Below are 13,084 nucleotides of genomic sequence, written 5' to 3'. Positions count from 1 at the left end.
TACCCACGACTGAGGAGTGCCCTTCATGGAAGGCCAGCTCGCCGCCACGCGGCCAGCAGTAGAAGAAACCCTGGAAGCCGAGAAGGCCTCCTTGCTCAAGCAGCCCAAGGCGGTGTGGGCCACGGCCCTCGCCGCGGTGTTCGCGTTCATGGGCATCGGCCTGGTGGATCCGATCCTCCCGGCGATTGCCAAGAACCTGGACGCCACCCCAAGCCAGGTGTCGCTGCTGTTCACGAGCTATTTCCTGGTCACGGCGGTGGCCATGCTGATCACCGGCTTTGTGTCGTCCCGCATCGGCGGCAAGAAGACCCTGCTGATCGGACTCGCGGTGATCGTGGTCTTCGCCTCGCTGTCCGGAATGTCAGGCAGCGTGGGTGAACTGATCGGCTTCCGCGCCGGGTGGGGCCTGGGCAACGCGCTCTTTGTAGCCACCGCCCTCGCCGTCATTGTGGGCGTCGCCAGCGGAGGCGCCGGAACGGCGATCATCCTTTATGAGGCGGCACTCGGCCTGGGCATCTCCCTCGGCCCGCTCCTGGGTGCCCTGCTGGGCGGCTGGCAGTGGCGGGCACCGTTCTTCGGCACCGCCGTGCTCATGGCAGCGGCCTTTATCGCCCTCATCGCGCTGCTCCCCACCACCCCGCTGCCGGAGCGGAAGGTCAGGCTCCGCGACCCGCTCCTCGCCTTGGGCCACAAGGGGCTGCGGACGACGGCGGCCAGCGGCCTGTTCTACAACTACGGTTTCTTCACCATCCTGGCTTTCACGCCGTTCATCCTCGGCATGGACGCTTACGGCATCGGCGGCGTGTTTTTCGGCTGGGGCGTGGCGGTCGCAGTCTTCTCGGTCTTTGTGGCGCCCGTGCTGCAGAACCGTTTCGGCGCCACCAAGGTGCTCACCGGGACCCTGGCGGTCCTGATGCTGGACCTGGCCGGGCTGGGGCTGGCCGCCGGGCACTCGGTTCCCGCCGTCGTCGTACTGGTGGTGGTTTCAGGTGCGCTGCTGGGCATCAACAACACGGTGTACACGGAACTGGCCATGGGCGTTTCCGACTCGCCGCGGCCGGTGGCGTCAGCCGGCTACAACTTCGTGCGCTGGATGGGCGGCGCCCTGGCACCGTTCGCGGCCGCCCAGCTGGGTGAGCACTTCGGCCCGCAGGTTCCGTTCTTCGCCGGCGCCCTGGCCATGGTGGTTGCCATCGCGATTGCCTTCGGCGGACGCCGCTACCTGGCGGCCCACGAACCCCACGTGGTGTAGCCGGAGCGACAAACCGACAGGCTGCCTGGACGACAGATAGGGCCCATGTTCGTGGTGAACATGGGCCCTATCTGTCCGCTCGCGCGGTCGCGGTCTCGCGCTCTCGCGCTCACGCTTGAGCGGAACCGGCGAGGAGGCGGCTAGACCTTGACGGTGCCCTTCGGCACGAACAGCGTCTCCGCCTGTTCCAGGGACATCCCGTTGGTCTCCGGGACCTTGAACATCACAAAGAAGAACGACGCCGCCGCGAACAGTGCGTACATGGCGTACGTCAGCGGCAGCGAACCTGCCGCCATCACGGGGAAGCTCAGGGTGATGGCGAAGTTGGCGATCCACTGGGCGGCCGCGGCGAGGCCCAGGGCGCGGGCGCGGATCCGGGACGGGAAGATCTCGCCCAGCAGCACCCACACCAGCGGGCCCCACGAGGCGCCGAAGCTGACCACGAAGACGTTCGCGGCCACGAGCGCAACCGGGCCCCAGGCGCCGGGGAGCGAAATTTGCTCGCCGGATCCCGTGGCCGAGGCGAAGGCCAGGGCCATGGCCCCCAGCGAAACGGCCATGCCCACGGAACCTGCCAGCAGGATGGGGCGCCGGCCGATGCGGTCCACCAGGGCGATGGCCACGAGCGTGACCAGGATGTTGGTGACGGACGTGGCCACCGAAATGGTGAGCGAGTCCTTCTCCTGGAAGCCCACAGCCTTCCACAGGGTGGTGGAGTAGTAGAAGATCACGTTGATGCCCACGAACTGCTGCAGCACGGACAGCGTGATGCCGATCCACACCACGGCCTGCAGGCCGAAGACCTTCCCGCGGAGCGAGCCCTTCTGGCCGGCGAGCTTGTCTTCCTCGATGGCGGTCTGGATTTCGCGGATGTGGCGGTCGGTGTCCTCTGCCGGGGCGATGGTCTGGAACACTTTGCGTGCCTCGTCTTCCTTGCCCTTGAAGACCAGGAAGCGCGGGGATTCGGGCAGGGTGTAGGCGATCCAGCCGTAGACGACGGCGGGCACGGCACCTGCGAGGAACATCCACCGCCAGGCTTCGAGCCCGAGCCAGAGAGGCTGGTCCGCGCCGCCTGCCGAGTTGGCGAACAGCGCGTCGGAGAGGAGGGCAGCGAAAATACCGGTGGTGATGGCAAGCTGCTGCAGCGACGCGAGCCGGCCGCGCACGTGCCGCGGCGAGATCTCCGAGATGTACGCCGGGGCAATGACGGAGGCCAGGCCGATGCCGAGCCCGCCCACCAGGCGCCAGAAGATCAGGTCCCAGACGCCGAATGCGAAGCCGGTGCCGGCGGCGCTCACCAGGAACAGGACGGCGCCGAGCTTCATGGCGGGGATGCGGCCGTACTTGTCGGCCACCTTGCCCGCCAGGAAGGCCCCGGCGGCGCAGCCAAGGAGGGCGACGGCCACGGCGAAGCCGGTGACGGCCTCGCTCAGGGCAAATTCGTCCTTGATGGCGTCCACGGCGCCGTTGACAACGGAGGAATCAAAGCCGAAGAGGAACCCGCCCACCGCTCCCGCGATTGCGAGGCCGATCACCTTGCGGGGAACGCCAGGGCGGCCTTCGGTGCTGGATGTGGACATGGATCTCCCTTGGGCTTTTGATGCGTTGGGTTTTTAGCTGTGCGGACATCGTTGACCACGGAACCGGCCCTGCTGGCCGGCGCACACGCGCTAAACAGTGTGCCACTTCACGCTGTGAGGTTCCACTTAGGGGCGGAAACGAAACGGGAGGCAGCCCAAAAGGCTGCCTCCCGTGGCGTACGCCCGGCCGGGCGGCTTAGTGGGCGGCCACCGCTTCCTTTGAAGCCGTCTTCGGGTCCGTCAGCTTCTTCTTCGGCAGCGCGAAACTGATCAGGAAGGCAATCCCGGTCAGCACGGCGGCCGTGAGCATCACGGCGTCGATCGACTGCGCGAAGCCCTCGGTGATGGGGCGGGTGAGGACGGGGTTGGCCGTGTGCAGCCAGCTGGTGTCATTGAGGGAATCGTTGGTGGCGCCGTTCTGGAAGAACTCGTACAGCTTGGCGTTGGCGGGGTCTGCGGCCACAGCAGGGTCCTTCAGGACCTTCAGGTAATCGGCGTTCTGCATGGCGTCCTTCATGCCCGTGGCGATGCGGTCCGCGGCCAGGCTGAACAGCATGGAGATGAACACCGCCGTGCCCACTGCACCACCCATGGACCGGAAGAACGCCGCGGAGGAGGTGCCCACGCCCATGTCCTTCGGCGGAACGGAAACCTGCATGGCCAGCGTGAGCGGCTGCATGCAGAAGCCCAGGCCCAGGCCGAAGAACACCGCGATGACGCCCGGCACCCAGAGCCCGGTGTCCACGCCCAGCGAGAAGCCCATCACGGTGGCGGCCGCGGTGAGCACGGCCGTGCCCATGATGGGGAAGATCCGGTAGGTGCCCGACGCCGAGATGGTCCGTCCGGCGGTGATGGAACCGGTGAGGATGCCCACGGTGAAGGTGATCATCATCAGGCCGGCCTCGGTAGGGGTGAGGCCCTTGACCAGCTGGAGGTACATCGGGAGCATCGCGATGGCGCCGAACATGCCGATGCCGATGATGAAGTTCAGCAATGAGGACAGGCCGAACGTGAGGTTCCGGAAGAGCCGGAGCGGAATCAGGGCGTAATCGCCGGCGCGCTTCTCGGCCAGCAGGAACGCGATGATGCCCACGATGCCCAATCCGATGCAGAGGAGGGACGCCGCAGAGGTCCAGCCCCAGCTGCGGCCCTGTTCTGCCACCAGGAGCAGCGGAACGATGGCCAGCGTAATGGCTGCGGCGCCCCAGTAGTCGATCTTCTGCTTGACGTGCTTGGCGGGCAGGTGCAGGTAGAGGAACACGACCGCCAGCGCGGCCAGGCCGATGGGCAGGTTGATGAAGAACACCCAGCGCCAGCCGTCAAAGCCCAGGATGTTCGCGGACCCGGCGAAGGCGCCGCCCACCACCGGGCCGAGGACCGAGGAGATGCCGAAGACGGACATGAAGTAGCCCTGGAACTTGGCCCGGTCCTTGAGGGCCACAATGTCGCCGATGATGGTCAGTGCGAGGGCCAGCAGGCCGCCGGCGCCCATGCCCTGGATGCCGCGGGCAATGGCCAGCTCGGTCATCGAGTGCACCGAGCCTGCATACAGGGAGCCCGCCAGGAAGATCACGATGGCGGCCAGGTAGAGCGGGCGGCGCCCGAAGATGTCGCTGAGCTTGCCGTACAGCGGAGTGCTCACGGTGGACGTGATGAGGTACGCCGTGGTGGCCCACGCCTGGAGGGAGAGCCCGTCGAGGTCATTGGCGATGGTGTAGATCGATGTCGACACGATGGTCTGGTCGAGTGAGGAGAGGAACATGCCGAGCATGAGACCCACCATCACTGTGATGGTCTGACGCTTCGTCAGGACGTCCCCGGCTACGGGCCCTGCGGCGGTTTTGGACATGACTGCTCCATTACAAAGAAAAGGGGATCAAGCTTGATAGTTGCTTTCAGTAACTATCTTACTTTGCGATTTGTTCCCCTGATCCTGCAAAGCCCCTGCGAAATGAAGAATTAACCTTGGCGTTCCACCAGGATGCCGTCCGGATCGCACCAGATCATGGCGCCCGGGCGCACCGTGACGCCGTCGATCTCCAGTTCCACGTCCGTTTCGCCTGCGCCGGTTTTGGCGCTCTTGCGGGGATTGCTGCCGAGCGCCTTGACGCCGAGCGGCAGGTCGGCCAGGACCTCGCGGTCCCGGATGGCGCCGTTGATGACGACGCCGGCCCAGCCGTTTGCGACCGCGCTCGCGGCGATCATGTCCCCCATGAGCGCCGTCCGCAGGGAACCGGCGCCGTCCACCACCAGCACGGCGCCGTCGCCCGGGGTTCCGAGCGTGGACTTGACCAGGGCGTTGTCCTCCAGGCACCGGATGGTGCGGACCGGCCCGCTGAAGTGCGAGAGGCCGCCCAGCGACTGGAACTGCAGCGCGATGGAGTCGAGTTCCTCGCCCCGTTCGTCGTAAAGGTCGGCAGTGTTGATTCTGCGGCTCTCGGGGATGCCTTCGTTGTCGGGGGTTTCCGGGGTGGCTGCGGAAGCGGTCATTGGTCCTCCTTGGGCTCAGCTTATCGGGGGGCATCACAACCCGCGTGCGGGCCGTGATGCTCACGATAGTCTGATCGGACACCAATCATCAGTTCCTGGGGGAGCCGCCATGAGCCTGTCAGATCTGCCGGGGCACGTCCCGGACCCTTCCGCTGTGGCTTCGCCGCAAGCGGGAGGTTCGACGGCGGCGCTCGCCGAACCGGAGCGGCGCGTCCGTCCGCTCTGGACCACCGGCGTGGTGCTGGTGAATGTTGGGATCAATGCGGCTTTCTTCGGCCCCATCCAGGTTCTGCTCGGCCAGCAGGCCGCGCACTTCAGTGAAGGCGACAAGGAAGCCATCCTGGCGCTCGTCACGGGCGCCGGAGCCGCTGTGTCCCTGGTGGCCAACCCGCTCTTCGGCGCCTTCAGCGACCGCACCACATCAAGGCTGGGCCGCCGGGTGCCGTGGGTTGTGTTCGGTGCTGTACTCGGCGCAGCCGCACTCATTGCCCTGGCCGGCGCCCCGAATGTGGCTGTCATGACCATCCTCTGGTGCCTCGTGCAGGCAGGCTGCAACGGCGCCTACGCCGCCATTACGGCCGCCATCCCGGACCGCGTGCCGGTGCCGCAGCGGGGTGCGGTGGGCGGTCTCGCCGCGATGGGGCAGACGGTGGGAATCCTGATCGGCGCGGTGATCGCCGCCGTCGTCAGCGGGAACTTCGGGGTGGGGTACCTGGTCTGCGCGGCAGCGCTGATTGCCGGCGTGGCACTGTATTTCTTCAAGAGCGACGACGTGCCGCTGCCAGCGGAGGCGCGCCCGCCATTCAGCCTGGCCGGCTTCGCCAGGGGCTTCTGGATCTCACCCCTCCTCTATCCGGACTTCGCCTGGGCCTGGCTGACCCGGCTGCTGGTGAACATCGGCAACCACATGGTCACCCTGTACCTGCTGTTCTTCCTGACGGATGCGGTGCACCTGAAGGAGACACAGGGGATCGAGCCGGCCTTCGGGGTGCTGATCCTCACCGGCCTGTACGCGGTGATGGTGATCGTCACCAGCGTGATCGGCGGCCCGCTCAGCGACCGCATGGGCAAGCGGAAGCCGCTGGTCATCGCCTCGTCCGTGATCATCGCCGTCGCATCGCTGATCCTCGCGTTCGCTCCCAACTGGGCAGGCGCCATTGCGGGCGCCTCGGTCCTGGGCATCGGCTTCGGCGCCTACCTGGCAGTGGACTTCGCGCTCATCACCCAGGTTCTGCCCAGCGCCCTGGACCGCGGCAAGGACCTCGGCGTCATTAACATTGCCAATTCGCTGCCGCAGGTCCTGGCACCCCTCATTGCGTTCCCGTTCGTCACGCTGTGGGGCGGCTACGTTTCGCTGTACGTTGCCGCCGCCGTGATCGGGCTGCTGGGCGCGGTGTTCGTGGTGAAGATCAAAGGCGTGGACTAAAACAGGCGCACCACGACGGCCGCGGAGCCCACCGTTTTGACTAATTGGCGCCATGACCGGTGCCGTATAGTGGACTCGAATTGCTGCGGCAGTGCTGTGATGGGGATCGCCTGACCGCTGTACGAAACCCACTCCCGGAACGCTGCTGATGCTTGAACTCAATCCAGATCTTCCCCCCATGGCTTCGCCGCCGACCCTGCCCAGGCAACAGATCCGCTACGCCCGGATCCTGGATGCCGCTGCAGGATTCGCCCGGAAAGGGCTGGATTCCGTGAGCCTGTCCGAGGTGTCCGCGAAGGCCAACGTCCCGCTGGGAACGCTGTACCGGTACTTTCCTTCCCCCACCCACCTGATGCTGGGCCTCTACCGGAAGCAACTGGGAGAGCTGCAGGTGGGAAGTTGGCCGGAATCCGGCGGAGGCCGCGGCCATTCCGTTGCAGGCGTGATGATGGAGATCTTCCACATGCGGCTGATGCAGCCGGCCGTGGAGCAATGCCTGAGCCAGTGCGTCTACGCAAAGGACAAGGACACCACGGTGCTCCTGCGAGAGATCGACGTCATCGCCGAGCAGGCGGTCACGGTGGCAACCGGCGACGCCGCCAAATCCCGCGTTCTGCTGCTGACCGTTTCGGGCCTGGTGCAGGCAGTCCGCTGCCGCAGGCTGTCACTGTTCGAGGCCGAAGAAGACCTGAAGAAAGCGTGTTCGCTCCTCACCCGGTGCTAACGAAAGACGTAACCGGTCTAGACCACCAAGGCGTTAGTGACGCCGGATTAGAGTGACGTAGCTCACGTGAAACTATGAAAAAACGTTTTATCATGCCGGGTGGTCGGACCAGTGTCCATTCGGCCGCCACGCATCTGTCTACCATTGCAGAACCGGAGCGGCTAGCAGCCCGTACCTTGCAGGAGCTTCACCGCGGCCCCACCATCCCTTGGGCCGCAGAATTTCCAGCCAGCCCATCTTGAGCCTCCTATGTGCTTGAGCCTTCATGTGCCGTGTGCCCACGGCTAGCCCCAGGAGACAACGACGTGTCCACTGAAACCATCACTCCCGCTGACAGCTCCGCCGCTTCCTCCGAGGAGGCAACCGTGCTGACCGACCAGGAGATCTTCGAAGCCCACCAGGGCGGCAAACTGTCCATCTCCAGCACGGTCCCCCTGTCCAGCAAGCGCGATCTTTCCATTGCCTACACTCCGGGTGTCGCCCAGGTCAGCCGCGCCATCCACGCCGACCCGGAACTCGCCAAGACCCTCACCTGGGCCCAGCGCCTGGTGGTTGTGGTCAGCGACGGCACCGCCGTGCTGGGCCTCGGCAACATCGGCCCCAGCGCGTCCCTTCCCGTCATGGAAGGCAAGTCCGCGCTCTTCAAGGCCTTCGGTGACCTGGACTCCATCCCGCTGGTTCTGAACACCACCGACGTGGACGAGATCGTTGAGACCCTGGTCCGCCTGCGCCCCAGCTTTGGCGCCGTGAACCTGGAGGACATCTCCGCTCCGCGCTGCTTCGAGCTTGAGGAAAAGCTCATCGAAGCCCTGGACTGCCCCGTCATGCACGATGACCAGCACGGCACTGCCGTCGTTGCCCTCGCAGCCCTGACCGGTGCCGCGAAGGTGACCGGCCGCGAACTCGAAGGACTCCGCGTGGTGGTTTCCGGTGCGGGCGCGGCGGGTATCGCCGTCGCGGAGATCCTGCTCACCGCCGGCATCCAGGACGTCGTCCTGCTCGATTCACGCGGCGTCATCAACAAGGACCGCGCGGACATCGCGGCCGACCCTGCCAGCAAGAAGGCCCAGATGGCGCAGCGCAGCAACCCGCGCGGCATCACCGGCGGTCCCGGCGAGGCGCTGCTCGGAGCCGACGTGTTCATCGGCGTCTCCTCCTCGAAGCTGGACGAGGAGCACCTGAAGCTCATGAACCACAGCTCCATCGTGTTCGCCCTCTCCAATCCGGACCCCGAAGTCCTGCCGGAGGTCGCCTCACGCTACGCCGCCGTTGTGGCCACGGGACGCAGCGACTTCCCCAACCAGATCAACAACGTGCTGGCCTTCCCGGGAATCTTCCGCGGGGCGCTGGATGCCGGCGCCCGCCGGATCACGCCCGCCATGAAGCTTGCCGCCGCCCGCGCCATCGCCGAACTGGCCGAACCCGAACTGTCCGCCGATTACATCGTGCCCAGCCCGCTGGATCCGCGCGTCGCACCGGCCGTTTCCGCCGCCGTGGCCGCCGCGGTCGAGGCGGAGTAACTGCGGAGCATCCTCCGCCAGGAAGTTCGACGGCGGTGCCTCCCGTGCTGGGGAGGCGCCGCCGTCGTCGTTTTTCAAGGCAGCCGCCGTCCGCGGCCCGCCCGCAGGCAACCCTAGACTGGGGGCATGAACCCCGAGATCCTTGTGACTGTCCTCTGCGGCCTTGCCATCGTCGTGGGGGTGGCCGGCACCGTCATCCCCGTGCTGCCGGGCAGCATCCTCATTGGACTCAGCCTGCTGGCCTGGGCCATCTGGGGCGGCGCCGGAACCGCCGGTTGGGTGGTCTTCGGGGTGGGGCTGGCCTTCGTGCTGGCCGGAATGGCTGCCAGCGCCGTGCTCACGGGACGCAAGCTCAGGGAGCACCGCATCCCCAGCCGCAGCGTGGCGGTGGGGCTGGTCCTCGGCGTGGTGGGCATGTTCCTGATCCCGGTGGTGGGCCTTTTCGTGGGATTCGCTGCCGGACTGCTGCTCAGCGAATCACACCGCACCCGTGATTTCCGGACCGCCATGACCACCAGCTGGGCAGCATTGAAAGCAACAGGCGTTGGCATGCTGGTGGAGTTCGGCCTGGCCTGCCTCGCCGCGAGCACCTGGATCATCGGTGTCTGGGTGGCCGCGGTCAGTTAGCCTCCCAGCGGCTGCCAAGCGTGCACCACTAGCATGGAAGCATGAGCGCCGGACAGACCTCAGGACCGATTTACCGCGACAGCCGCGACCTCACTCCGTTCGGCGACGCGCAGGTCCGCACCCCTGTGCGGGACCTTGCCGACGGCGTGGGCGGGATCCTGCACAGCGCCCTGGGCGGCCGGAACGGTGCCCTCCTCAGCGTGGACGGCCCCGTCCCCAGGCTCAAGCGGCTCCCGGGGAAGGCTGCCAAGACCGTCTATGACGCGGTCTTCCACAACACCGACCCCAACCGGCTGATCGCCGCCGGCCGTGCCCATCCCGGCTGGGCCGGGCTGTGCTACGTCATGGCCGGGCTGCTCGCCTACAAGCAGGGCGGATACCTGCGCGCCTCCGAGCTCCTGCAGCGGGGCCTCACCACCAGGAACGACGACGACGCCAACCAGTTCGCGTCCGGCTACCTGACGCGCGTGGTCACCCGGGTTGAAGTTGCCGAACGCATTGACGTTCCGGTGCTGTTCAGCGAGGAAGCCGTATTCCTGGCACTTTCGCACTCGCTGCGGGAAACGGGCCACCTTGAGGCGGCGCTGCACACCGTTTCCTCGCTGCCGCCCTCGCTGCCGGCCGCCCTGGCCCGCTGTTCGCTGGCGCACTCCCTGGGACGGGACAAGGAAGTGGTGGTCTGGACTGAAGGGCTGCTCAATTCCGATGACCTCGCAGCTGCGCTGCTGCTGCTCCGCGCCCGTTCGTTGCGGCGGCTCGGGGCCCACGCCTCGGCCCAATCCGCCCTGAAGGAAGTTCTGCGGCGCCGCAAAACCCATCTTGCGCTGCGCAACGATGCCCTCACGGACCGCGCTCTGCTGCTGCTGGACAACGGCCGGAAATCGCTCAATCCCCGGGACTGGCTGCGTGGAAAACCCGAACTGGAAACCTTTGAGGTCATCCGCAAGGACGTTGAGGAGCGCAGGCTCTGGGAACAGGAATGGAAACAGCTGGACCGGGAATGATCCCGCAGGGCCGGTACTGATCCTCCGGGCAGCGGGGGGGCGTTGGCAGCCGGGCCCTTGTGGGCGGTGCCGGGTCGCGGTACAACGTACCAATGAGCGATGCAATCGTGCAGTGGATGGAAAAGTACATCACGGCGTGGACCACCAATAAGCCGGAGGACATCCGGGCGCTCTTTACCGAGGACGCCGTGTACGCCACGCGGCCCTACGACCCGGATGCGTGGCGCGGGCACGAGCAGATCGTGGAACGCTGGCTGACCGCGGCGGACGAGCCCGACGAATGGACCTTCGAGTGGTCGCCACTGGGCTCGGACGGTGACCTGCATTTTGTCCAGGGGCGCACCACGTATCTGGGGGACCGTCCCAGCTATGAGAACCTCTGGGTGGTCCGGCTCGGACCGGACGGGCGCGCCGCGGCCTTCACCGAATGGTTCATGGAGCGCAAGGTCTAGCCCGGCGTTGGCGGGTGCTACTGCCAGGCGATCCCGGCTGCCAGGGGAATCAGCTGCTCTGACAGCAGCACCGTCCCCAGCGCCACCATGATGATCCCGCTGGCGAGGGTCACCCGCCGGGCGGCCCCGGGCCGCGAGTGCAGCAGCTTCCGGGACAGCAGTGCCACGCAGGTGTACACGACAGCCACCAGGAGGACGAACGTCAGGCCCAGCAGCGCGGACTGCACCGGAACGGGCAGGGACGCCTCCGGGCTGACGAACTGGGGAACCAGCGCCACGAAGAACAGCAACCCCTTGGGATTGATCCCGCTGGTGCCCACGCCCTGGAGGAAGGTGCGGAACTGGTTGGACTCCGCTGGCGCGGCAGCGCTGACCGCCGGGCCTCCCGCCGTCGAACTTCCCGGGGACGCGACTCCGGCGCCGAAGGTGGCGCCGCGCCATGACCGGATGGTGCCGAAGCCCAGCCACAGCAGATATGCGGCTCCGGCCACGGTCAGCCAGCCGAGGACGCCCGGAAGACCGGCGAGCAAGGCGGCCAGTCCGGCCACCATCAGCACCGTGTGCAGGACATAGCCGCCGCAGAGCCCGGCCACTGCGGGGACGAAACTGCGCTCTTTCAGGCCGGCCGCGATGGAGTAGGCCCAGTCCACGCCGGGCGTGCAGGCCAAGGCGCCGGCCACCACCAGGAATGCAAGGAACAACTGGGAATTCACGGGCGGCCTCCTACGACGTGCTGATAAGAGAAACTCTAGGCAAATCGTCGGCAGAAGTGTTCCCTGATTTACTCAGGAAATCCGTCATGGCGGTAAGATAATTGCGTGATTGACCACATTGACAGAAATATCTTGCGCCACCTCAAAGAGGACGGCCGGATGACGGCCACCGCACTGGCCTCAAAGGTGGGATTGACGGTGGCGCCGTGCCACCGGCGGCTGCGCGACCTGGAGTCGACGGGGGTGATCCGGGGCTACCGTGCGGACATCGACCCGGCCGCCGTCGGGCTCGGGTTTGAGGCGATCGTTTTCGTGACGCTGCGGCAGGTGGACAGGCCCACCATGGAGATCTTCGAGAACCGGGTGGCGGACAATCCCAACATCGTGGAAGCGCAGCGGCTGTTCGGCTCGCCGGACTACCTCCTGAAGGTGATCGCGGAGGATCTGCCCGCCTACCAGCGCTTCTACGACGCCGAGCTCACCTCGTTGCCCGGCGTGGAGCGGCTGACGTCAACGCTGGTGATGAAGAACCTGAAGTCGAACGCCGGGCCGCCGGTCTAGGCTGGGCCTGCCTCAGTCCGTCGGTCCGGTCTCGGCGATTTGTGCCGGTGGGGTGCCAGTCTCCTCACGACGCTACCCAGGCCATTCTCCCTAGGCTGCCGGGCTGACATGGACGATGATCACTTGGGTGTCCTTGGAGCCGTCGTACCGGAGGTCGTAGTTGACCTCCAGCCCGGTGGACGAGCCCGGGGTGATGGAGAAGTCGCTTTTCTTTGCGGGGTCCGCTTCCGCGGAGGCAATCCACCGTTCGGCTGAGGCGCTGTCGATTCCATAGCGCTGGACGCCGTCGCGGATCAGGCTGAAATACTGATCCGCTGAATCGGCCGTGAGGAAATAGGTGACTTCGCTGAAGTCGGGGCGCTTGTTCGTGGTGTTGAAGCGGATCCGGTCCGTTTCGCCAGTGATCTCGCCGCTGGGTGCGGCGATCGTCAGCGCGATCTTTCCTGAGTCGCGGGTGTTGATTTCCGGGCCGTAGCTCTCCTCGGAAACCCGGACGTCCGCCTTCTTCAGGGAGCCCGAACTCATGTCCAGCCGCGCGGTCTTGGTGGCCCTTATCTGTTCCACACCGGCGGCGTCGAGGGTGGAATACTCGGAGGTGCTCATGGTGCTGCTCCCTTGGGGCGTCGGTTCGGTAGCGTTGGGGTTGCTGATCTGGCAGCCGGTGAGGGCGAGGCAGCAGGCCAGGGCAACAAGAGCGGCGGCCTGCCGGCTAAGGCGCCTATATAACGTCGGCTT

13 protein-coding genes are annotated in these 13,084 nt (G+C 66.4%); 8 read left to right on the top strand and 5 right to left on the bottom strand.

From position 1 onward, the window contains the following. Nucleotides 1–25: 25 nt before the first annotated feature. Nucleotides 26–1,252: an MFS transporter gene (locus ACSQ12_RS20920; RefSeq protein WP_436066766.1), complete on the top strand. Its 1,227-nt coding sequence runs from the start codon at nucleotides 26–28 to the stop codon at nucleotides 1,250–1,252. 140 nt (nucleotides 1,253–1,392) lie between these two features. Here the strand turns inward: ACSQ12_RS20920 and ACSQ12_RS20915 are convergent, their stop codons facing one another. From ACSQ12_RS20915 to rraA, 3 genes are all read right to left on the bottom strand, one after another. Next, nucleotides 1,393–2,832: a sugar porter family MFS transporter gene (locus tag ACSQ12_RS20915; protein ID WP_209741936.1), complete on the bottom strand. Its 1,440-nt coding sequence runs from the start codon at nucleotides 2,830–2,832 to the stop codon at nucleotides 1,393–1,395. Nucleotides 2,833–3,028: 196 nt separating this feature from the next. Next, the gene (locus ACSQ12_RS20910) at nucleotides 3,029–4,681 is read right to left on the bottom strand and encodes an MDR family MFS transporter (protein WP_436066765.1); all 1,653 of its coding nucleotides are present in this window, start codon (nucleotides 4,679–4,681) and stop codon (nucleotides 3,029–3,031) included. 110 nt (nucleotides 4,682–4,791) lie between these two features. Further along, complete coding sequence (gene rraA, locus ACSQ12_RS20905; protein WP_209741938.1) at nucleotides 4,792–5,322, bottom strand: ribonuclease E activity regulator RraA; 531 nt, start codon at nucleotides 5,320–5,322, stop codon at nucleotides 4,792–4,794. Between the two features lie 109 nt (nucleotides 5,323–5,431). Here rraA and ACSQ12_RS20900 point away from each other — a divergent pair, with 109 nt between their 5' ends. The 6 genes from ACSQ12_RS20900 to ACSQ12_RS20875 all read left to right on the top strand — a co-directional run bounded on the left by ACSQ12_RS20900 (nucleotide 5,432) and on the right by ACSQ12_RS20875 (nucleotide 11,075). Further along, nucleotides 5,432–6,748: an MFS transporter gene (locus ACSQ12_RS20900; RefSeq protein WP_436066764.1), complete on the top strand. Its 1,317-nt coding sequence runs from the start codon at nucleotides 5,432–5,434 to the stop codon at nucleotides 6,746–6,748. A gap of 148 nt (nucleotides 6,749–6,896) precedes the next feature. Continuing rightward, nucleotides 6,897–7,472: a TetR/AcrR family transcriptional regulator gene (locus ACSQ12_RS20895; protein WP_209741940.1), complete on the top strand. Its 576-nt coding sequence runs from the start codon at nucleotides 6,897–6,899 to the stop codon at nucleotides 7,470–7,472. Between the two features lie 305 nt (nucleotides 7,473–7,777). Then, entirely contained in the window at nucleotides 7,778–8,992 is a 1,215-nt protein-coding gene (locus tag ACSQ12_RS20890; RefSeq protein ID WP_209741941.1) for an NAD(P)-dependent malic enzyme, read from the top strand. A gap of 126 nt (nucleotides 8,993–9,118) precedes the next feature. Beyond that, nucleotides 9,119–9,619 carry a DUF456 domain-containing protein gene (locus tag ACSQ12_RS20885; RefSeq protein WP_209741942.1) on the top strand — a complete coding sequence of 167 codons (501 nt, stop codon included), beginning with the start codon at nucleotides 9,119–9,121 and terminating at the stop codon, nucleotides 9,617–9,619. A 41-nt stretch (nucleotides 9,620–9,660) separates the two neighbouring features. After that, entirely contained in the window at nucleotides 9,661–10,623 is a 963-nt protein-coding gene (locus ACSQ12_RS20880; RefSeq protein WP_436066763.1) for a hypothetical protein, read from the top strand. A 92-nt stretch (nucleotides 10,624–10,715) separates the two neighbouring features. Continuing rightward, the gene (locus ACSQ12_RS20875; protein WP_340532412.1) at nucleotides 10,716–11,075 is read left to right on the top strand and encodes a nuclear transport factor 2 family protein; all 360 of its coding nucleotides are present in this window, start codon (nucleotides 10,716–10,718) and stop codon (nucleotides 11,073–11,075) included. Nucleotides 11,076–11,092: 17 nt separating this feature from the next. Here ACSQ12_RS20875 and ACSQ12_RS20870 read toward each other — a convergent pair whose 3' ends face one another. Beyond that, nucleotides 11,093–11,788 carry a LysE family translocator gene (locus ACSQ12_RS20870; protein ID WP_436066762.1) on the bottom strand — a complete coding sequence of 232 codons (696 nt, stop codon included), beginning with the start codon at nucleotides 11,786–11,788 and terminating at the stop codon, nucleotides 11,093–11,095. 105 nt (nucleotides 11,789–11,893) lie between these two features. Here ACSQ12_RS20870 and ACSQ12_RS20865 point away from each other — a divergent pair, with 105 nt between their 5' ends. After that, entirely contained in the window at nucleotides 11,894–12,349 is a 456-nt protein-coding gene (locus ACSQ12_RS20865; protein WP_436066761.1) for an Lrp/AsnC family transcriptional regulator, read from the top strand. 90 nt (nucleotides 12,350–12,439) lie between these two features. Here ACSQ12_RS20865 and ACSQ12_RS20860 read toward each other — a convergent pair whose 3' ends face one another. Beyond that, on the bottom strand, nucleotides 12,440–12,952 hold the full coding sequence (locus ACSQ12_RS20860; RefSeq protein WP_436066760.1) for a hypothetical protein: 513 nt from the start codon (nucleotides 12,950–12,952) through the stop codon (nucleotides 12,440–12,442). Between the last annotated feature and the right edge of the window lie 132 nt (nucleotides 12,953–13,084).

The sequence above is a fragment of the Arthrobacter sp. LjRoot14 genome (genome assembly GCF_964253905.1).
Lineage (GTDB): Bacteria > Actinomycetota > Actinomycetes > Actinomycetales > Micrococcaceae > Arthrobacter.
This window is presented reverse-complemented; position numbering and strand designations above follow the sequence as displayed.

What these genes read in the sequence shown, in the direction of transcription:
- ACSQ12_RS20860 (WP_436066760.1), bottom strand. Translation starts at nt 12,952, where the DNA reads ATGAGCACCTCCGAGTATTCCACCCTCGACGCCGCCGGTGTGGAACAG.
- ACSQ12_RS20915 (WP_209741936.1), bottom strand. Translation starts at nt 2,832, where the DNA reads ATGTCCACATCCAGCACCGAAGGCCGCCCTGGCGTTCCCCGCAAGGTG.
- ACSQ12_RS20880 (WP_436066763.1), top strand. Translation starts at nt 9,661, where the DNA reads ATGAGCGCCGGACAGACCTCAGGACCGATTTACCGCGACAGCCGCGAC.
- ACSQ12_RS20900 (WP_436066764.1), top strand. Translation starts at nt 5,432, where the DNA reads ATGAGCCTGTCAGATCTGCCGGGGCACGTCCCGGACCCTTCCGCTGTG.
- ACSQ12_RS20895 (WP_209741940.1), top strand. Translation starts at nt 6,897, where the DNA reads ATGCTTGAACTCAATCCAGATCTTCCCCCCATGGCTTCGCCGCCGACC.
- rraA (WP_209741938.1), bottom strand. Translation starts at nt 5,322, where the DNA reads ATGACCGCTTCCGCAGCCACCCCGGAAACCCCCGACAACGAAGGCATC.
- ACSQ12_RS20920 (WP_436066766.1), top strand. Translation starts at nt 26, where the DNA reads ATGGAAGGCCAGCTCGCCGCCACGCGGCCAGCAGTAGAAGAAACCCTG.
- ACSQ12_RS20875 (WP_340532412.1), top strand. Translation starts at nt 10,716, where the DNA reads ATGAGCGATGCAATCGTGCAGTGGATGGAAAAGTACATCACGGCGTGG.
- ACSQ12_RS20885 (WP_209741942.1), top strand. Translation starts at nt 9,119, where the DNA reads ATGAACCCCGAGATCCTTGTGACTGTCCTCTGCGGCCTTGCCATCGTC.
- ACSQ12_RS20910 (WP_436066765.1), bottom strand. Translation starts at nt 4,681, where the DNA reads ATGTCCAAAACCGCCGCAGGGCCCGTAGCCGGGGACGTCCTGACGAAG.